The sequence below is a fragment of the Streptomyces sp. NPDC018026 genome (genome assembly GCF_044327745.1).
Classification (GTDB): Bacteria; Actinomycetota; Actinomycetes; order Streptomycetales; family Streptomycetaceae; genus Streptomyces; species Streptomyces rubrogriseus.
Genome location: NZ_JBIRFY010000001.1, coordinates 838,557 through 857,622 on the forward strand (window position 1 = coordinate 838,557; position 19,066 = coordinate 857,622).

The window sequence follows — 19,066 nt, forward strand, 5'->3', positions numbered from 1 at the left end:
GAAGGAGCCCGCCCCATGCGCCGCACCGCCCGCGCCCTGTCCGTCGCCGTGCTGGCCAGTGCCGCCCTCGGTCTCTCCGCGGGAGCCGGCGTCGCCGACCCGGGTGTCCCGCCGCCCCCGTCCGGCGCGGGGGAACCCGTCGTCCCTCCGCCCGCCGACGACTCGGCCGCCGTGCCGCCGCCGTCCGCCGAGGAGGCTGTGCCGCCGTCCGCCGAAGAGGCCGTGCCACCGTCTGCCGGGCAAGCCGCCGCGCGGATCAGCCCGGCGGACGCCGCCCCCGGAGACACCGTCACGGTCTCGGTCTCGTGCGGTCCGACGGGCGGATCCGCGCCCGCGAGCCTCGACGCCACCTCGGCGGCCTTCGAGGAGGGCACCGTCGCACTGCGCAAGGTGGCGGACGACGCGGGGACGGCGTCCGGGCCGGCCTACCGCGGCACAGCGCGCATAGCCGCCGCCGAGGACTTCGCGGCGACCGAGGGCCGGGCCGAGACCGGCGACGCCGCTGAGGCCGCCGACGACTGGACCGTCGACGGTGCCTGCCCGGACGCCTCGGGCGGCGAGGGCGGAGACCCCTGGAGCGCGACCATGAGCGTGCCGGAGGAGAGCGGCGCCGGTGCCGGTGCGGGGGCCGCCGAGCCCGCGTGCCGGGAGTCCGCCGCCCCGCGCGCGGGGACCTCCGCGCACGGCACGCCCTGCGCCGGTGCGACGGCGGAGCACGGGGTGCGGGCCGGTGCCGGCGGGAGCTTCGGCGACTCGGTGCCCGCCCTGGTCGCGGGCGGCGTCCTGATCGCGGGCGCCTGCGGGGCGGCCGCACACCGGCTGCGGCTGCGCCTGCGCGGGGAGGACGGGGAACGCTGACCCCGCGCGGGCGCCGGCCCGGCCGTGACCCGCGCAGTCGGAGCCGGAGCCTTGGCGGGGTGCCACGGTGGGTACTGGGATCAACGAGCGGCGAGCGAAGCACAGGACCGACGGGAACGGGACCTACGGGAGCGGAAACGGGACCGACGGGAAACGGGACCGACGGGACCAGGGCACGGCACGGACAGGCGGCACGGACGGCGCGGAGGTACGGCATGCGGCGCACGCACCCCGAGAGCCCGGCCACGGACCCCGCAGGCCACGACCCCGCCGGCAGCCCCGGCGCGGGACCCGGTGCCGTGGGACACGGTCCGGTGCGTTACGGCCCGCACTTCCCCGACGACGGCCTGCCGGTGCTGCCCGAACTGTCCGCCGTGCTCGCCGCCGCCGCGGGCCGCGCACGCGGTGAACCGGCGGGCGGCGCCCCCGCCCTCCTGGAGGCGGCGAGCGGCTACTGGGACCGGCGCGGCCTGACCACCGACCCCGGTCACCTCGCCGCCGCTCCCGGCGCGGGCGCCCTGCTCCTCGCGCTGACCGCCGCGCTGGGCGGCGACGTCCTGGTGCCCCGCCCCTGCGCCGCCTGGTGGGCACCGTACGCCCGCCTGCTGGGCCGTCCCGTCTTCCACGTACCGACGCCCGCCGAGTCCGGCGGCGTACCGGACCCGTACGCCCTCCTGGAGACCGTCCGCCGGGTCCGCGCGGAGGGCGGCGACCCCCGGCTGCTGGTGCTGTCCGTCGCCGACGACCCCACCGGCACCGTCGCGCCGCCCGAGCTGCTGCACGAGACCGTCGAGGCCGCCACCGGCGAGGGCCTGCACCTGGTCAGCGACGAGACATGGCGCGACACCCTGCACGACCCGCACGCCACCGTGCTCCTCAGCCCCGCCGAGATGCTGCCCGAGCGGGTCACCGTCGTCACCGACCTGGCCGGTGCGCTGCTCCCGCCGGCCTGGCCGGCCGCCGTGGCCCGCTTCCCCGCCTCCGCCGCCGGGAACGGACTGCACGCGCGCGTGCTGGATGTACTCACCGCGCTGGGCGCCCGGGTCGCCGCCCCCGTCGCCGCCGCGGCCGGGTACGCGCTCGGCGAACCCGAGCCGGTCACCGTACGGCGGGCGGCCGCCGTACGCCTGCACGCGCGCCTGGCCGCCGCCGCGCACGCGGCCGTCGTCGCCTCGGGCGCCACCGCCCGCCCCCCGCAGGCAGGGCGCCACCTCTACGCCGACCTCGGCCCGCTGCGCGACGCGCTCGGCGCCGAGGGCGTCGGCGACGCGCAGGAACTGGAGGACTTCCTCACCGCCCGGCTCGGCATGCCCGCCCCCGGCGGACACCGCTTCGGCGACGACCTGCCCGCCCTGCGTGTCCGGCTCGCCACCGGCCCGCTGCTCGACGCGGGCACCGACGAGCGGCGCGCGGAATGCCTCCGTTCCCCGGACCCGTTGGAACTGCCACACGTGCAACGCGCGTTGACCGCTCTGAAGTCGGTCTTCGACGGTCTCCGCGACGCTCAGCGATGGGAGCCCCCTCGATGACGCAGCAGCCCCGGTCGACCACGAGCACCCCCGCCTCCGCCGAGGCCGCCGCCCACCCGCCGCTCGCCGCCCCCCGGCCGCCGGCCGAGCACCGGGTGTGGCCGCGGACCTTCCACGACCGGCTGACCGCACCGCTGCCCGGGCTGAAGGCCTTCGCCAGATTCGCCCGCGAGGGGGCGGTCAGACCCGGCCCGGCCGGACTCGCCGACGTCCCCCGGCTGCCCTGCGCCCCCGGCCCGCTGCCCCGGGTGGACGCGCGCACCGTCGCCGTCACCTGGGCCGGACACGCCAGCTGGGTGGTGCGGATCGGCGGCCTCACCGTGCTCACGGACCCGGTCTGGTCCCGCCGGATCCTCGGTACCCCGGCCCGGATCACGCCCGTCGGCGTCCCCTGGAGCGCCCTTCCCCGCGTCGACGCCGTCGTCATCAGCCACAACCACTACGACCATCTGGACGCCCCCACCCTGCGCAGGCTCCCGCGCGACACACCCGTCCTGGTGCCCGCCGGGCTCGGCCGCTGGTTCCACCGCCGCCGCTTCACCCGGGTCACCGAGCTGGACTGGTGGGAGGCGACCGAGCTGAACGGGGTCCGGTTCGACTTCGTCCCGGCCCACCACTGGTCCAAGCGCACCCTGACCGACACCTGCCGCAGCCTGTGGGGCGGCTGGGTGCTCACCGACCCCGACGCCCGGCGCGTCTACTTCGCCGGCGACACGGGATACGGCCACTGGTTCGGCCGCATCGGCCGCCGCTACCCCGGCATCGACCTCGCGCTGCTCCCCATCGGCGCCTACGACCCCCGCTGGTGGCTCAGCGACGTGCACTGCGACCCGGAGGAGGCGGTACGGGCCGCCCAGGACGTCGGTGCGCGCCACATGGCGCCGATGCACTGGGGCACGTTCGTGCTCTCCGCGGAGCCGGTACTGGAACCCCTCACCCGTGTCCGCGCGGCCTGGCAGCAGGCGGGCCTGCTCCGCGAACGCCTGTGGGACCTGCCGGTCGGCGCCTCCCGCGTACTGGAGTGACACCCCCGTACCCGTCCCCGCTGACCGCCGGAGGCCTACGCCTTCGCCGGGCCCCGGAACCGCCGCCACACCCCCGGCGCCACGCTGACCAGCACGGTCAGTGCGATCGCCGCGGCCACACCCTCCCACGGCTTGCTGAACAGGGCGCCGCTGAGGATCCCGATCAGCTGGTACGTCACCGCCCAGGCCAGACAGGCCGGCAGGTTGCCCCGGGCGAAGCGGCGCAGCGGCCACTCGGCCAGCAGACAGGCCAGCATCACCGGTATCCGGCCCGCCGGCACCAGCCGGGAGAGCACCAGCACCGCGACGTCGTGCTCGGCGAGCTTCTCCTGCGCCTGCTCCAGCCGGTCCTCGGGCGCCCGGGACCGGATCGCCTCCAGCCAGCGCGAGCCGTTCTTCGAGCCCACCCCGCGCCGGCCCAGCCAGTACAGCGCCATGTCCCCGCAGAACGCGGCCAGCGACGCCGTCGCGAACACCATCAGCATGGCGAACGGCAGCGTCTGGTGCATCGCCACCACCGCCGCCGAACTCACCAGCGCCCCCGTCGGCACCACCGGCACCAGCGCGCCGATCAGGACCAGCAGGAACAGCGACGGGTAGCCGAGCGCCTGCTGCGTCGGCTCCGTCGGTATGTCCAGGGTCGCGGCCGCCAGCCAGCTCACCGCGCGACCTCCACCCGCACACTCTCGCCGTGCCCCAGCCGGTGCACCGCCACGCCCGGCGCGCGCAGCGCCGACAGGCGCACGAACTCCTCGCCCGGCGTGTGGAACTCGTGGGGGCGCACGGCGTCCATCCCGATCGGCCAGTACGTGCCGTAGTGCACCGGCACCGCCGTGCGCGGCGCCAGCCGGGCCAGCGCCTCGGCCGCCCGCCCCGCGTCCAGGTGCTCCGCACCCAGGTAGGGGCCCCAGCCGCCCACCGGCAGCAGCGCCACGTCGACCGGCCCCACCTCCTGCTCCATGCCGTCGAACAGGCCGGTGTCCCCGGCGAAGTACGTCCGCCCCTCGCCCTCGACGACATACCCGAGCGCGGGGGCGCGGTGCCGTCCGACCGGCAGCCGCCGCCCGTCGTGCCGCGCGGGGACCGCCCGTATGCGCAGGTCACCGACGGTCGTCTCGTCACCCGGCGCCACCTCGGTCAGCTCCAGGTGCCGGAGCCGGCGCAGCCCGGGCACCGCCCGGCGTGCGCCCCGGGGCACAAGCAGGCGCGTGCCCGGCGCGAGCCGCGCGAGCGACGGCACATGCAGGTGGTCGGCGTGCAGATGGGACACCAGCGCCACGTCCGCGCGCCACGCCTCGGGCGGCGGCACCGCGCCCCGCCTGCGACGCAGATGGGCCAGCCGGCGGACGAACAGAGGATCGGTGAGCACGCGAACGCCCGAATCCTCGACCGTGCAGGTGGCGTGACCCCACCACGTGAGCTCCACCGGCACTCCTTTGCCTCCTTCGCGCGACTCCCCGAAGCCTACGTCCAGGAGTAGGGTCGGCGGCGAAAACGGGAGGTGACGGGAGGTGAGGGGGGACACCATGGGGCCGGTGCGGGTGACGGCGATCGCGAGCCTGACGCCACTGGAGCAGCTGGACGACGACCCCTTCCTGGTCGACTCCCGCAGCCAGCACGCCATGTGCGCCCGCTGGGCCGCGGAGCACGGCTACGTCGTCGCCAGACAGCTGCTGGTGCGCGGTCTGCGGCCCGACCACGACGCCCTGTGGGACGGAGTGCGCCCCGGGCGCGACCTGTTCGTGGCGCCCAGCCGACGGGTGCTGGAGAGCGCGCTGGCCTCCGCCGACGACTTCAGCGCGGAGTGCGCGCGGCGCGGCGTCCGCGTCGAGACCGTCGGCCGCGCCGAACCGTCCTACGACGCCCGGATGAAGGCGTGCGTGCACCGCAGACTGTCGATGCCGACGGCCGGGTACGACGGCCGCTGACCGCCGCCGCGGGGTGTGAACCGGACCCGGGGGGACAAACGGGCACTCCGGAGCGTTGTGGCAGGGTGGGGAAGGCCCGCACGGACGACGGGCCCGGGACGTGAGGTGTGCGGAGCGTGGGTGGAGGGCGTTGGCGCCGGGTCGCCAGTCAGGTCGGTCGGAGTGTCACGGTGTGGGCCGTGTCCACGCTCACCATGCTCGTGCTCGCCGGGATCCTGCCGGACTTCCGGCTCCAGTCGCCCGACGGGGACAGCGCCACCGACATCGCCATGACCGCCGCGGTCGGCGCCGGAGCCTTCGGCCTGCTCTCCGCCCTGGTCTGGCCGCTCATGGTCCGCCTGCTGCTCCTGGTGCCGGCGCTCGTCCTCGGCCTGCTGGTCTTCTTCCTCAACGGCGGACTGCTGCTCCTCGCGATCGACGTGAACCCGGCCGGGCGCGGCGGCGTCGCACCCGAGACGGCGGTCGTGGTGGCCGCCGTCATGTCCGCCGTCGCCTCCGCCACCGGCGGTGCCCTGGCGGTGCGCGACGACGACGCCTACCGCCGCCGCCTCTACCGCCTCGCCGACCGCCGCCGCAGATCAGGACCGCCCTGCCCGGCCGGCCCCGGCACCGTTTTCCTGCAGCTGGACGGCGTCGGCCACGACGCCCTGCGGGACGCCGTCGACCGCGGCGCCATGCCCACCGTCGCCCGCTGGCTCGGCCGCGACGGCACCTCGGCGACCCACCGGCTCGCCGAGTGGCGTACCGACTGGTCCAGCCAGACCGGCGCCAGCCAGCTCGGCATCCTGCACGGCAGCAACCACGACGTCCCCGCCTTCCGCTGGTACGAGAAGGACAGCGGCGAGGTCGTGGTCTGCAACCGCCCGACCAGCGCCGCCGAACTCCAGTACCGCGCCGTGCGGCGCACCGGCGACGGCGGACTGCTCAGCCTCGACGGCGCCAGCCGCGGCAACCTGTTCGGCGGCGGCGCCGACGAACAGGCCCTCGTGCTGTCCATAGCCACCCGCCGCCGCAGCCGCGAGACCCGCTCCAGATCCGGCTACTTCGCCTACTTCTCCGACCCGGCCAACGCCGTGCGCACCGCGATGTCCTTCGTCGCCGAGGTGTGCCGGGAGATCGGCCAGTCCACCCGCGCCCGCGTCCACAAGGTCCGCCCGCGCGTCTCCCGCGGCGGCCTCTACCCCTTCGTGCGCGCCTTCGCGACCGTCGTCGAACGCGACGTCGTCGTCGCCGCGGTCATGGGCGACATGCTGGCCGGCCGCACCGCCGTCTACGCCGACCTGGTGGCCTACGACGAGGTCGCCCACCACTCCGGGCCGGGCGGCCGGGACGCCGCCAAGGTCCTCCAGCGGCTCGACCGGTCCCTCGCCCTGATCGAGAAGGTCGCCGAGCACGCTCCCCGCCCGTACCGGATCGTGCTTCTGTCCGACCACGGCCAGAGCCCCGGCGAGACCTTCCGCGCCCGCTACGGCCTGACCCTCGCCGACCTGGTGCGGGCCGGCTGCGGGCTGCCCGTGCCGCGCAGCGCCCGGCGCACCCGCAGCGGCGCCGAGGCCCGCAACACCGTACGGGCCGCCCTGCACCGCCCCGTGGAGGAGGGCGCCGAGCAGCAGCGGCCCGCCGACACCCCCACCGGGCGCCGCTCCGAGCCGATCGTGCTGGCCTCGGGCAACCTCGGCCTGGTCTCCTTCCCGGACGTGCCGCACCGGATGACCCGCGAGGAGATCGACGCCCGCCACCCCGCCCTGCTGCCGACCCTCGCCAACCACCCCGGGATCGGCTTCCTGCTGGTGCGCAGCGAGGAGCACGGCGGGGTCGTGCTCGGCGCGCGCGGCGCCGAGGTGCCCCTGGACCGGCTCGACGAGGACCCGGGGCCGCTCGCCCCCTTCGGCGCCGGTGCCGCCGACGCCGTACGCCGCACGCACTCCTTCCCGCACACCGCCGACATCATGGTCAACTCCTTCCACGACCCGGCCGACGGCGAGGTCCTCGCCTTCGAGGAGCAGATCGGCTCGCACGGCGGACTCGGCGGCGCCCAGTCGCGCGCCTTCCTGCTGTCGCCGGTCGTGCTGTCCGCGCCCGTCGACGAGGGCGTGGAGATCGTCGGCGCCGAACACGTCCACCGGGTGCTGCGCCGCTGGCTGCGCGAGTCGAACGGCCCGCAGGTGCCCGTGGAGGATTCACGGTCCGACGTCGTGGGCGGCGCACCTTTTCCCGTCGCGGAGGGGTTCGTGCAGGACAAAAGCGCCTGATTTGGCACATTGTCCAGCGTTACCGGACCATGGGGCGGGTCCGGCGATCCCGGGCCCCGTTCCATGAGAGGCGCACCACCCCATGCACGTCACCGGGACCGTCCCCCCACCGGCTCCGGAACCGCAGGAGACCCCCGCGGCCCCCGTATCCGACAGCACCCGGCACGCCCGCCGCTTCGGCCTGCCCGTCGCCACCGCCCTGGTCATGGGCAACATCATCGGCGGCGGCATCTTCCTGCTCCCGGCCTCCGTCGCCCCCTTCGGCACCATCAGCCTGCTCGCCTTCGGCGTCCTCACCGTCGGCGCCATCGCCCTCGCGCTGGTCTTCGGCCGCCTCGCCGCCCGCGACCCGCGCACCGGCGGCCCCTACGTCTACGCCCGTGAGGCCTTCGGCGACTTCGCCGGGTTCCTCGCCGCCTGGGCGTACTGGATCACCACCTGGGTGTCCAACGCGGCCCTCGCCGTCGCCGCCGTCGGCTACCTCGACGTCCTGATCCCGGTGAACGACCACCGCTGGACCGCGTGCCTGGCCGCCCTCGTCATCCAGTGGCTGCCCGCGCTCGCCAACTTCGCCGGCACCCGCTGGGTGGGCGCCGTGCAACTGGTCTCCACCGTGCTGAAGTTCGCGCCGCTGCTGCTGGTCGCGGTCGGCGGACTGTTCTTCTTCGACCCGGACAACCTCGGCCCGTTCAACGCGAGCGGCTCCAGCGGTATCGGCGCGGTCTCCGCCGCCGCCGCGATCCTGCTCTTCTCCTACCTCGGCGTGGAGTCCGCCGCCGTCAGCGCCGGGGAGGTCAAGGACCCCCGCCGCACCGTCGGCCGCGCCACGGTCATCGGCACCGCGGGCGCCGCCCTCGTCTACCTGCTCGGCACCCTCTCGGTCTTCGGCACCGTCGCCCACGACCGCCTGGTCACCTCGGACGCTCCCTTTTCGGACGCCGTGAACGCCATGTTCGGCGGCGCGTGGGGCGGCTGGGCCGTCGCGTTGGCCGCGCTGGTCTCGATGACCGGGTGCCTCAACGGCTGGACCCTGCTCAGCGCCCAGACCCCGTACGCGGCGGCCAGGGACGGCCTCTTCCCGGCCGCGTTCGCGCGCAAGCGGCGCGGGGTGCCCACGGTGGGCGTCGGCGTCACCGTGGTCCTCGCCTCCCTCCTCACCGTCTACAACTACACGTCCGGTTCGGCGAAGGTCTTCGAGGTCCTGGTCCTGGTCACCACCTTCACCGCCACCGTGCCCTACCTGCTGGCCACGGCAGCCCAGCTCTTCCACCTGGTCTCCGGACAGGGCGAGAAGGTCGACCGGGCGCGACTGGTGCGGGACGGCATCGTCGCGTCCGTCGCGGCGGCCTTCTCCCTGTGGCTGGTCGCGGGCGCCGGCTACGCGGCGGTCTACCAGGGCGTGCTGTTCCTCTTCGCGGGCGTGCTCGTGTACGCGGTGATGGCGGCCCGCAGGCGGCGCGCGGAGACGTCCGGCGCCCCGTAATTCGGCTGCGCGGCACCCCGGCGGGCACGCACACTGGGCCGGTCACCTCCCGCCCCCCTCTCCCGCCAAGGAGCCCCTGCGTGCAGGCAGCCGTCACCGTCACTCCCGCCCGCCTCCCGGAACTGCTGCTCGGCCTCGCCACCGTGCGGCCGGTCTTCCTGTGGGGCGCACCCGGCATCGGCAAGTCCTCCCTGGTGAGGAACTTCGCCGACTCGCTGGGCCTGGAGTGCGTGAGCCTGCTCGGCACCCAGCTCGCGCCCGAGGACCTGATCGGCGTTCCGCAGATCCGGGACGGCCGGTCGGTGTTCTGCCCGCCCGAGTCCATCGCCCGCGACGAGCCGTACTGCCTCTTCCTGGACGAGCTGAACGCGGCCACCCCGGACGTGCAGAAGGCGTTCTACTCGCTGATCCTCGACCGCCGCATCGGGAACTACGAACTCCCCAAGGGCTCCATCGTCATCGGCGCCGGAAACCGCGCCACCGACAACGCGCTGGCCCGCCCCATCGCCTCCGCGCTGGTCAACCGCCTCACCCACGTCCACCTGGACGCCTCCGCCAAGGACTGGCTGGTGTGGGCAGGAGAGAACGGCATCCACCCGTGGATCACCGACCACCTCACCGACCGCCCCGACCACCTGTGGTCCAAGCCACCCAAGACCGAGGAGCCGTTCTCCACCCCGCGCTCCTGGCACATGCTCTCCGACGCCCTGCACTCCTTCGGGAAGGACCTCGACGAGGAGACCCTGAAGGTCCTCGCCCACGGCACCCTCACCCCGGCCCACGCGACCGCCTTCTGCGGCTACGTCAAGATCGTCCGCAGCCGCTTCGGCATCGAGGCGATCCTCAAGGGCGAGGCCCGCTGGCCCAGCCGCCTCCAGGACCGCGACCTGCTCTACTACCTCGCCGAGTCCTTCCGCGGCCGCCTGGTCAAGGAACTGCCCGCGAGCAAGGAGCACATGTCGGCGAACGGCCGCCAGACCGCCTACCGCGCCAAGTCGCTGCTCGTGCAGCTCGCCGAGATCTCCGTCGAGGTCGCCCAGAGCGTCATCGCCTCCGACGCCGACGGCAACCCGCTGCTGCCCGCCTGGTTCCTCGTCGAGGCCGCCCGCGACATGCCCCGGCTGGTTGAGGCCCGCCGATGAGCCGCACCCGCAGGCAGAAGCAGCAGCAGAAGAAGAAGGACCCGGCCGCCGAGGACTGCGCCAAGGGCGTGCAGCTGGTGTGGGCCAACCCGGCGCTCGCGGCCATGGAGGTCAAGCTCTGCCGGGAGGAGGAGTGCGAGGTCGCACCCCGGCAGGGCCTCGTCCGCGTCAGCTCCAACGGCCGGGTCCACCTGAACCCCACCCGCCACGCCGAACCCGCCGACTGGGCCTGGGCCATCGCCCACGCCCTGATCCACCTCGGCTTCGGTCACGTCCCCGCCGCAAGCGGCGAACGCGTCCAGCCCGACCGCTACGACCTCGCCGCCCGCTGCACCGTGGTCAACCGCTTCCTGCTGACCTTCCCGGTCGGCCGCACCCCGGACCACCTGCCGCCGACGTACCCCGACGGCGACGAGGAGCGCATCGCCGCCGCCTGGCGCCGCGAGGGCGGCATCCCCGCCGCCTACGAGCACTGCGGCACCGCGGGCGGCGACCCCGACCAGCTGCTCGTCCCCTGGGACGGCTGGAACCTCCAGGTCCCCGACTGGCAACTGGCCTTCGCCCACGCCCTCACCCGCACCATGTCCACCGCCCTCGACCTCGCGGGCGGCCGCCGCGACGCCATGCTCGGCGGCCCCACCCGGCTTCAGCCCTGGCAGCGGGCCCTGAGCTGGTTCGTCTCCTCCTATCCGCTGCTCGGCGGCATCGCCTCCGGCATCACCCTCGTCGCCGACGCCGAACTGGCCCGCGCCCACGGCATCTCCGTCGCCGCCGTCAACGCCGAGGCGGGGGAGATCTACGTCAACCCGCTGCGCCGGTACGACGACGAGGAATGGCGCTTCATCCTCGCCCACGAGATGCTGCACGCCGCCCTACGCCACGGCGACCGCTGCGGCACCCGCGACCCGTACCTGTTCAACGTGGCCTGCGACTACGTCATCAACGGCTGGCTCGTCGAGATGCAGGTCGGCACCATGCCCGAGGGACTGCTGCACGACCCGGAGCTGGCCGGGCTCTCCGCCGAGGAGGTCTACGACCGCATCGCCGCGGACCTGCGCCGCATGCGCCGCCTGTCCACCCTGCGCGGCAAGGGCGTCGGCGACGTCCTCGGCGGCCCGCTCGGCCCGCCCCGCGACCACGTCGACCTCGACGGCTTCTACCGCCGGGGCCTGACCCAGGGATTCGACCTGCACCAGCAGCAGGAGCGCGGCTTCCTGCCCGCCGGCCTGGTCCAGGAGATCCGCGTCCTCAGCCACCCGCCGCTGCCCTGGGACGCGCGGCTCGCCCGCTGGTTCGACGAGTTCGTGCCCCGCCCCGAGCCCGTACGGACCTACGCCCGCCCCTCCCGGCGCCAGGCCGCCACCCCCGGCATCCCGCGCGCCGGACGGTACTTCCCCCCGGAGGAGATCGCCCGCTGCACCTTCGGCGTCGTCCTGGACACCTCCGGCTCCATGGACCGCACCCTGCTCGGCAAGGCGCTCGGCGCGATCGCCTCCTACGCCGAGGCCCGCGACGTGCCCGCCGCCCGGGTCGTGTTCTGCGACGCCGCGCCGCACGACGCCGGGTACCTCCCGGTGACGGACATCGCCGGGAGGGTGCGGGTGCACGGCCGGGGCGGCACCGTCCTTCAGCCCGGCATCGATCTGCTGCTGCGCGCCGAGGACTTCCCGCCCACCGCGCCGGTCCTCGTCGTCACCGACGGCTGGTGCGACGTCCTGCGGGTGCGGCGCGAGCACGCCTACCTGATTCCGCAGGGCGCGCGGCTGCCGTTCACCGCCCGAGGGCCGGTCTTCCGGGTGAGCTGAGCCGGAGTGTGATCGGATGGGGGGTGGGAGCCCGGCCGCCGGTCTCCCACCACCCAGGTACAGCAAGAGAATTCGAGAGGAACCGCCGTGGCAACCACGCGCTCCGCACACACCGTCTGGGAAGGCAACCTGCTCGAGGGTAACGGTGTCGTCACCTTCGACTCGTCCGGCATCGGCGAGCAGCCGGTGTCGTGGCCGTCGCGCGCCGAGCAGGCGAACGGCAAGACCAGCCCCGAAGAGCTGATCGCCGCCGCCCACTCCAGCTGCTTCTCCATGGCGCTGTCGCACGGCCTGGCCGGCGCCGGCACCCCGCCCACCAAGCTCACCACCTCCGCCGACGTCACCTTCCAGCCCGGCGAGGGCATCAAGGGCATCCACCTCACCGTGGAGGGCACCGTCCCCGGCCTGGACAACGACGCGTTCGTCGCCGCCGCCGAGGACGCCAAGAAGAACTGCCCGGTCAGCCAGGCCCTGACCGGCACGACCATCACCCTGTCGGCCAAGCTGGCCTGACCTCGGCTAGGAGCCCGCGCGCTCCCAGCCCCGCCGGTCCGGGCGCGGCCCCAGCTGCCTGGGGTCGCGCGACCGGTAGACCACGTACGGGCGGGTCAGGTACTGCAAGGGCGCGCTGAACATGTGCACCAGGCGGGTGTAGGGCACCAGGGCGATCAGCACCATGCCGACCACCGCGTGCACGTGGTAAAGCACCGGGACGCCCTCCATCAGCTCCGTCTTCGGATTCAGCGTGAACAGACTGCGCGACCAGGGGGCGATGGTGCTGCGGTAGTCGTAGCCGTTGCCGGAGGTGTCGGAGAGCTTGGCGATCATGCCCAGGAGCAGGGCGCCGAGCAGGAAGACGTACATGAGCTTGTCGTTGGCCGTGGTGGCACGGAACACGGGCGCGTTGGTGCGGCGCCGGTAGATCAGGATGCCGATCCCGGCGACCGCGAGGACCCCGGAGACCGTGCCGCCGTAGAGCGAGAACAGGTGGTACGCATGCTCGTTGATGCCGATGGCCTGGGTCCAGGACGCCGGAATGAACAGGCCGATCAGATGGCCGGCCAGCACGAACAGGATGCCGTAGTGGAAGACCGGCGAGGCGATGTTCAGCAGCTTGGACTCGTAGACCTGCGAGGAGCGGGTCGTCCAGCCGAAGCGGTCGTAGCGGTGCCGCCAGACCAGCCCCGCGATCAGCAGCGCGAAGGCGGCGTAGGGCAGCACGCCCCACAGGAAGACGTTCATCGGCGGACTCCGGTGGGTGCGGGCGGCAGGGTGGCGCACACGGCGTCCAGGACGCACGCGTAGGGCGTGCCGAAGGCGGTGAGCCGGGCGCGCAGCTGGTCCAGGGCGTCGCGGTGCTCGGTGAGCATCCCCATGTCCCCGGTGCGGGAGACGAACTCCAGGACCGCGGGCAGGAAGTCCGGCAGCTCCTCGCCGGTGAACTCCAGGCCGTGGGCGCGGTACAGCTCCTTGAAGCGGACCAGGGACATCCCGCGGTTGCGGGTGTCGCCGTCGGTCCACCAGCTCAGGTACAGGCTGTGCCGGTTCCTGAAGTCGAAGACCTCGACGTAGTGCGCCTGGAGTTCACTCTGCCCGGTCGCCGCCGCGTGGTCGGTGAAGCCGCGCAGTTGCGGCGCCGCCTCGCGCAGCAGCGGCAGCCGGGCGCGGAAGTCGTCGTCGGGATACGTCAGACAGAGCGCCGCCGCCTGGTAGAGCACCTCGAAGCCGGGCATCGGTTCAGACCTCCCTCTCGTCGTCCGCGGTCTGCCGCCTGCGCAGGATGTGGAAGTTCTCCACCGGCACCAGCGGCAGCCGTTTGCGTCCCGAGTCCTGGCCGAACGGCCCGTCGCCGCCCATGCCGGGGCCGCCGTCGGTGTCCAGGCTGCACGTGTCCGGCAGCGCGGACGCCTCCAGCCGGTGCGCGTCCCCGACGGCCGCCGTCGGGATCACGTACCGCTCCTCGTACTTGGCGATCGCCAGCAGCCGGTACATCTCCTCGACCTCCTCGGGGCGCATGCCGACGCCCGCGCAGACGGCCGGGTCGGGGTCCTCGCCGAGGTTGACCGACCGCATGTGGGCCCGCATCGCGGCGAGCTTCTCCAGCGACGCCCGCACCGGGCCGGTGTCTCCGGCGGTGAACAGCTCCGCCAGGTACTCCAGCGGGATGCGCAGCGTGTCGATGGCGCCGAACAGGTTGTCCGCGTCCTCGCCGTCGTGCCCGGTCTCCGTCAGCGCGTCCACGACCGGCGACAGCGGCGGGATGTACCAGACCATCGGCATCGTGCGGTACTCCGGATGCAGCGGCAGCGCCACCTTGTACTTGCTGACCAGCGCGTGCACGGGGGAGCGGCGGGCCGCCTCGATCCAGTCGAACGGGATCCCCGCCTCCTCGGCGGCCCGCCGCACCCCGGGGTCCTCCGGATCGAGGAAGACACCCAACTGTGCCTCGTACAGGTCGCGTTCGTTCGGCGTCTCGGCGGCCTCGGTCACCTTGTCGGCGTCGTACAGGACCACGCCCAGGTACCTGAGCCGTCCCACGCAGGTCTCCGAGCAGACCGTGGGCTGGCCGACCTCGATGCGCGGGTAGCAGAAGGTGCACTTCTCCGCCTTGCCGGTGCGGTGGTTGAAGTACACCTTCTTGTACGGGCAGCCGGTCACGCACATCCGCCAGCCCCGGCAGCGGTCCTGGTCGACCAGGACGATGCCGTCCTCCGAGCGCTTGTACATCGCCCCGGACGGACACGACGCCACGCACGACGGGTTCAGACAGTGCTCGCAGATGCGCGGCAGGTAGAACATGAACGTCTCTTCGTACGCGAACCGCACCTTCTCCGAAGCCTGTTGCCGGGTGCGCTCCACCATCGGGTCCAGGTCGCCGTAGGCGGGGGCGCCGCCCAGGCTGTCGTCCCAGTTGGAGGACCAGCCGATCTTCATCGGCTTGCCGTCGAGCTGGGAGACCGGCCGGGCGACGGGGTAGTCCGTGCCGAGCGGGGCGTCGGTGAGGTTCCTGTAGTCGTACGTCCAGGGCTCGTAGTAGTCCTTGATCTCCGGGAGCCGGGGGTTGGAGAAGATCCCGGCGAGCTTCTTGAACCGGCCGCCCGCCTTCAGCCGCAGCGCGCCGCGCCGGTTCAGCTCCCAGCCGCCCCGCCACTTCTCCTGGTCCTCGTAGCGGCGCGGATAGCCCTGTCCCGGGCGGGTCTCGACGTTGTTGAACCAGACGTACTCCATGCCCCGCCGGTTGGTCCACGCCTGTTTGCAGGTGACCGAACAGGTGTGGCAGCCGATGCACTTGTCGAGGTTCATGACCATCGCCACCTGGGCCATCGGACGCATCAGTACTCGACCTCCTGGGAGCGGCGGCGGATGACCGTCACCTCGTCGCGCTGGTTGCCCGTCGGGCCCAGGTAGTTGAACGCCCAGGACAACTGGGCGTAGCCGCCGATGAGATGGGTCGGCTTGAGGAGCAGACGGGTGAGTGAGTTGTGGACGCCGCCGCGTTTCCCGGTGGTCTCCGTGAGCGGGACGTTCACCGTGCGTTCCTGGGCGTGGTGCATGAAGACCGTGCCGGCCGGCATGCGGTGCGAGACGATCGCGCGGGCCACGACGACGCCGTTGCGGTTGACCGCCTCGATCCAGTCGTCGTCGGCGACCCCGATCGCCGCCGCGTCCTCGACGGACATCCAGATGGTCTGCCCGCCCCGGGACAGCGCCAGCATGAACAGGTTGTCCTGGTACTCGGAGTGGATGGACCACTTGTTGTGCGGGGTGAGGTAGCGCACCGTCACCTCGCGGTGCCCGTCGGGACCCAGCCGCGGCTCGCCGAACAGCCGGTGCATGTCCAGCGGCGGCCGGTACACGGGCAGCGCCTCGCCCAGCTCGTGCATCCAGTCGTGGTCGACGAAGAAGTGCTGCCGGCCGGTGAGGGTGTGCCAGGGCTTGAGGTGCTCGGTGTTGAGCGTGAACGCCGTGTAGCGCCGCCCGCCCGCCTCGCTGCCCGACCACTCCGGCGAGGTGATCACCGGCACGGGCGCCGCCTGGGTGTCGGCGTAGGTGATGCGCTTGCCCTCGTGCTCGGCGGCCAGGTGGGCCATCTCCTGCCCGGTCTTCGCCTCCAGGGTGTGGAAGCCCTGGGTGGCCAGGCGGCCGTTGGTGGTGCCGGACAGGGTCAGGATGGTGTTGGCAGCCTTCACGGCCGTGTCCAGCGCCGGGCGCCCGTCGGCCGGGCCGCCGCGCACCGTGCCGTTCAGGTCCCGCAGCCGCGCCACCTCCTCGTCCGGCCGCAGCGTGATGCCCTTGGCGGGCAGCCCCTTGGCCTCCACCAGCGGGCCCAGCGCCGCGAACTTCGCGCCGACCGCCGGGTAGTCGCGCTCGACGACCACGAGGTTCGGCATGGTCTTCCCGGGCTCCGGCTCGCACTCCCCGCGCCGCCAGTCCCGTACGACACCGCCCGGCTGGGCGATCTCGCCCGGGGTGTCGTGCTGGAGCGGCGCCGCCACCAGGTCCTTGCGCACCCCGAGATGGTCCTCGGCCAGCTCGCTCAGCTTCTCCGCGAGGAGCTTGAAGGTGTCGAAGTCGGTGCGCGCCTGCCAGGGCGGGTTCACCGCCGGGGAGAAGGCGTGCACGTAGGGGTGCATGTCCGTGCTGGACAGGTCGTGCTTCTCGTACCAGGTCGCGGCGGGCAGCACCACGTCGGACAGCAGTGTGGACGAGGTGTGCCGGAAGTCCAGGGAGAGGAGCAGGTCGAGTTTTCCCTCGGGCGCCTCCTCGTGCCAGACCACGTCCCGGGGCCGCTCGCCGGGCGCCGCCTCCTCGGCCCGCAGCGAGGACTGGGTGCCCAGTAGGTGCTTGGTGAAGTACTCGGCGCCCTTGCCGGACGAACCGAGCAGGTTGGCCCGCCACAGGGTCACGATCCGCGGCCAGTTCTCCGGCGCGTCCGGGTCCTCGCCCGCGAACTTGAGCGTCCCCGCCCGCAGTTCGGCCACCGCGTTCGCCACCGGGTCGCCGAAGGACTCGCCCAGCTCCAGCGGGTTGCGGTCGAAGGTCGGGTACGAGGGCATCCAGCCCGTGCGCGCCGACAGGGCGAGGCAGTCCGCGCCGGCCATCCCGGCCAGCCGCCCCTCGCCCAGCGGCGAGGCGAGGACGTCGGCGCGGAACCGGTCGTAGCGCCACTGGTCGGTGTGCAGGTACCAGTAGCCGGTGCCGATCGCCTGGCGCGGCGGGCGCGACCAGTCCGACGCGGCGGCCAGCGACGCCCAGCCGGTCACCGGGCGGCACTTCTCCTGGCCCACGTAGTGCGCCCAGCCGCCGCCGTTGCGGCCCTGGCAGCCGGTCAGCTGGAGCAGGGCCAAAAAGCCCCGGTAGATCGTCTCGGAGTGGAACCAGTGGTTGGTGCCCGCGCCCATCAGGATCATGCAGCGGCCCTTGGAGCGTTCGGCGGTGCGCGCGAACTCCCGGGCGATGCGGACGCAGGCCGCCGCCGGGACCGAGGTGTGCGTCTCCTGCCAGGCGGGGGTCGCGGGCGCCTCGGCGTCCTCGTACGACACCGGCCAGTCGCCCGGCAGGTCCGGCCGGGTCACGCCGTACTGGGCCAGCATCAGGTCGAAGACCGTCGTCACCAGCGGACCGGTCGCCCCGCCGAGGCGGGTCGCCGGCACCCCGCGGCGCAGGACGTCGCCGCGCCCCTGCCCGTGGGTGCCGCCCTCGGTGTCGAAGCGGGGGAGGAGCACTTCCACGCCCGAGCCCATCTCGTGGCCGTGCAGGCTCAGCCGGGGGCGTACGTCGCCCAGGTCCAGGTTCCACTTCCCCCGGTCGGCGTCGTTCCAGCGGAAGCCCAGCGAGCCGTTCGGGACCACCGCGCGGCCCGTCGCCTCGTCCAGGACGACCGTCTTCCAGCGGGCGTCGTCGCCGCCCTGCCCCAGGTCGGCGGCGCGCAGGAACTTGTCCGGCACGTACGCCCCGTCCCGTTCGGCCAGCGTCACCAGGAACGGCAGGTCGGTGAAGCGCCGCACGTAGTCGTCGAAGAACGGGGTCGTCCGGTCGACGAAGAACTCCTTGAGCACCACGTGCCCCATCGCCATGGCGAGCGCCGCGTCCGTCCCGGGGTGCGGGTGCAGCCACTGGTCGGCGAACTTGGTGTTGTCGGCGTAGTCGGGCGAGACCACGACCACCTTCTGGCCCCGGTAGCGGGCCTCCGCCATCCAGTGCGCGTCCGGCGTGCGGGTCACCGGCACGTTCGTGCCCCACATGATCAGGTACGCCGCGTCCCACCAGTCGCCCGACTCCGGCACGTCCGTCTGGTCCCCGAAGACCTGCGGGGACGCCACGGGCAGGTCGGCGTACCAGTCGTAGAACGACAGCATCGGGGCGCCGATCAGCGAGTGGAAGCGGGCGCCCGCCGCGTGCGACACCATCGACATCGCGGGGATGGGGGAGAAGCCCGCGATGCGGTCGGGGCCCTGGGTGCGGATGGTGTGCACGTGGGCGGCGGCGACCATCTCGACCGCCTCGTCCCAGCTCGCCCGGACCAGGCCGCCCTTGCCGCGCGCCCGCTGGTAGCGCCCGCGCCGCTCGGGATCGCCCTGGATGTCGGCCCACGCCAGGACCGGGTCCGTCAGCCGGGCCTTCGCCTCCCGGTACATCGTCAGCAGCACGCCGCGCACGTACGGGTACCGCACGCGGGTGGGGGAGTAGGTGTACCAGGAGAACGCCGCGCCCCGGGGGCAGCCGCGCGGCTCGTACTCGGGGCGGTCGGGGCCGACCGACGGATAGTCCGTGGCCTGGGTCTCCCAGGTGATGATGCCGTCCTTGACGTACACGTTCCACCGGCACGAACCCGTGCAGTTCACGCCGTGCGTCGACGTCACGACCTTGTCGTGGCTCCAGCGGTCCCGGTAGAAGGCGTCCGACTCCCGCCCGCCGACCAGTCCGATGCTGTGCAGGTCGGGTGCGGCGGTGCCCGGCCGGAAGAACCGTCCCGCGCGCAGCAGCGCCGCGCCCGGCTCGGTGGGCGGTGTCCGCGTGTCGGTCACGTGCGCTCCCTTGCTC

15 protein-coding genes are annotated in these 19,066 nt (G+C 73.6%); 9 read left to right on the forward strand and 6 right to left on the reverse strand.

The features are described from left to right. Positions 1-15: 15 nt before the first annotated feature. From ACH4D3_RS03460 to ACH4D3_RS03470, 3 genes are all read left to right on the forward strand, one after another. Positions 16-858: a hypothetical protein gene (locus tag ACH4D3_RS03460; RefSeq protein ID WP_398315849.1), complete on the forward strand. Its 843-nt coding sequence runs from the start codon at positions 16-18 to the stop codon at positions 856-858. A gap of 215 nt (positions 859-1,073) precedes the next feature. Continuing rightward, positions 1,074-2,387 carry an aminotransferase class I/II-fold pyridoxal phosphate-dependent enzyme gene (locus ACH4D3_RS03465; RefSeq protein ID WP_398315851.1) on the forward strand — a complete coding sequence of 438 codons (1,314 nt, stop codon included), beginning with the start codon at positions 1,074-1,076 and terminating at the stop codon, positions 2,385-2,387. Further along, the gene (locus ACH4D3_RS03470) at positions 2,384-3,412 is read left to right on the forward strand and encodes an MBL fold metallo-hydrolase (protein WP_398315853.1); all 1,029 of its coding nucleotides are present in this window, start codon (positions 2,384-2,386) and stop codon (positions 3,410-3,412) included. The genes ACH4D3_RS03465 and ACH4D3_RS03470 overlap by 4 nt, the downstream gene beginning before the upstream one ends. Positions 3,413-3,447: 35 nt before the next feature. Here ACH4D3_RS03470 and ACH4D3_RS03475 read toward each other — a convergent pair whose 3' ends face one another. Together ACH4D3_RS03475 and ACH4D3_RS03480 are read right to left on the reverse strand one after the other, a co-directional pair. Next, positions 3,448-4,074 carry a DedA family protein gene (locus ACH4D3_RS03475; RefSeq protein WP_127896778.1) on the reverse strand — a complete coding sequence of 209 codons (627 nt, stop codon included), beginning with the start codon at positions 4,072-4,074 and terminating at the stop codon, positions 3,448-3,450. Next, entirely contained in the window at positions 4,071-4,844 is a 774-nt protein-coding gene (locus ACH4D3_RS03480; RefSeq protein WP_398315855.1) for an MBL fold metallo-hydrolase, read from the reverse strand. The genes ACH4D3_RS03475 and ACH4D3_RS03480 overlap by 4 nt, the downstream gene beginning before the upstream one ends. 94 nt (positions 4,845-4,938) lie before the next feature. Here ACH4D3_RS03480 and ACH4D3_RS03485 point away from each other — a divergent pair, with 94 nt between their 5' ends. From ACH4D3_RS03485 to ACH4D3_RS03510, 6 genes are all read left to right on the forward strand, one after another. Further along, entirely contained in the window at positions 4,939-5,340 is a 402-nt protein-coding gene (locus ACH4D3_RS03485; protein ID WP_398316629.1) for a hypothetical protein, read from the forward strand. Positions 5,341-5,456: 116 nt separating this feature from the next. After that, positions 5,457-7,592, forward strand: coding sequence for a phage holin family protein (locus tag ACH4D3_RS03490; protein ID WP_398315857.1), 2,136 nt, complete (start codon positions 5,457-5,459; stop codon positions 7,590-7,592). Between the two features lie 82 nt (positions 7,593-7,674). Continuing rightward, positions 7,675-9,075 (forward strand): amino acid permease, encoded by a 1,401-nt coding sequence (locus ACH4D3_RS03495; protein ID WP_398315859.1) that lies wholly within the window; start codon positions 7,675-7,677, stop codon positions 9,073-9,075. Positions 9,076-9,155: 80 nt separating this feature from the next. Continuing rightward, positions 9,156-10,217 carry an ATP-binding protein gene (locus ACH4D3_RS03500; RefSeq protein WP_398315861.1) on the forward strand — a complete coding sequence of 354 codons (1,062 nt, stop codon included), beginning with the start codon at positions 9,156-9,158 and terminating at the stop codon, positions 10,215-10,217. Continuing rightward, positions 10,214-12,022 (forward strand): hypothetical protein, encoded by a 1,809-nt coding sequence (locus tag ACH4D3_RS03505; protein ID WP_398315863.1) that lies wholly within the window; start codon positions 10,214-10,216, stop codon positions 12,020-12,022. Before ACH4D3_RS03500 ends, ACH4D3_RS03505 begins: the two co-directional genes overlap by 4 nt. Positions 12,023-12,109: 87 nt before the next feature. Further along, a complete protein-coding gene (locus ACH4D3_RS03510; protein ID WP_003972448.1) occupies positions 12,110-12,535 on the forward strand; it encodes an OsmC family protein in 426 nt (141 codons plus the stop codon). Positions 12,536-12,541: 6 nt separating this feature from the next. Here the strand turns inward: ACH4D3_RS03510 and narI are convergent, their stop codons facing one another. The 4 genes from narI to ACH4D3_RS03530 are packed head-to-tail and all read right to left on the reverse strand — an operon-like array spanning position 12,542 to position 19,050. Then, positions 12,542-13,264: a respiratory nitrate reductase subunit gamma gene (gene narI / locus ACH4D3_RS03515; RefSeq protein WP_398315865.1), complete on the reverse strand. Its 723-nt coding sequence runs from the start codon at positions 13,262-13,264 to the stop codon at positions 12,542-12,544. Next, positions 13,261-13,755: a nitrate reductase molybdenum cofactor assembly chaperone gene (gene narJ / locus ACH4D3_RS03520; protein ID WP_398315867.1), complete on the reverse strand. Its 495-nt coding sequence runs from the start codon at positions 13,753-13,755 to the stop codon at positions 13,261-13,263. Before narJ ends, narI begins: the two co-directional genes overlap by 4 nt. A 4-nt stretch (positions 13,756-13,759) precedes the next feature. After that, the gene (narH, locus tag ACH4D3_RS03525) at positions 13,760-15,355 is read right to left on the reverse strand and encodes a nitrate reductase subunit beta (RefSeq protein ID WP_398315869.1); all 1,596 of its coding nucleotides are present in this window, start codon (positions 15,353-15,355) and stop codon (positions 13,760-13,762) included. Then, positions 15,355-19,050, reverse strand: a complete 3,696-nt coding sequence (locus ACH4D3_RS03530; protein ID WP_398315871.1) for a nitrate reductase subunit alpha — start codon at positions 19,048-19,050, stop codon at positions 15,355-15,357. The genes narH and ACH4D3_RS03530 overlap by 1 nt, the downstream gene beginning before the upstream one ends. Positions 19,051-19,066 lie beyond the last annotated feature (16 nt).

What these genes read in the sequence shown, in the direction of transcription:
- ACH4D3_RS03460 (WP_398315849.1), top strand. Translation starts at nt 16, where the DNA reads ATGCGCCGCACCGCCCGCGCCCTGTCCGTCGCCGTGCTGGCCAGTGCC.
- ACH4D3_RS03465 (WP_398315851.1), top strand. Translation starts at nt 1,074, where the DNA reads ATGCGGCGCACGCACCCCGAGAGCCCGGCCACGGACCCCGCAGGCCAC.
- ACH4D3_RS03470 (WP_398315853.1), top strand. Translation starts at nt 2,384, where the DNA reads ATGACGCAGCAGCCCCGGTCGACCACGAGCACCCCCGCCTCCGCCGAG.
- ACH4D3_RS03485 (WP_398316629.1), top strand. Translation starts at nt 4,939, where the DNA reads ATGGGGCCGGTGCGGGTGACGGCGATCGCGAGCCTGACGCCACTGGAG.
- ACH4D3_RS03495 (WP_398315859.1), top strand. Translation starts at nt 7,675, where the DNA reads ATGCACGTCACCGGGACCGTCCCCCCACCGGCTCCGGAACCGCAGGAG.
- ACH4D3_RS03505 (WP_398315863.1), top strand. Translation starts at nt 10,214, where the DNA reads ATGAGCCGCACCCGCAGGCAGAAGCAGCAGCAGAAGAAGAAGGACCCG.
- narI (WP_398315865.1), bottom strand. Translation starts at nt 13,264, where the DNA reads ATGAACGTCTTCCTGTGGGGCGTGCTGCCCTACGCCGCCTTCGCGCTG.
- narJ (WP_398315867.1), bottom strand. Translation starts at nt 13,755, where the DNA reads ATGCCCGGCTTCGAGGTGCTCTACCAGGCGGCGGCGCTCTGTCTGACG.
- narH (WP_398315869.1), bottom strand. Translation starts at nt 15,355, where the DNA reads ATGCGTCCGATGGCCCAGGTGGCGATGGTCATGAACCTCGACAAGTGC.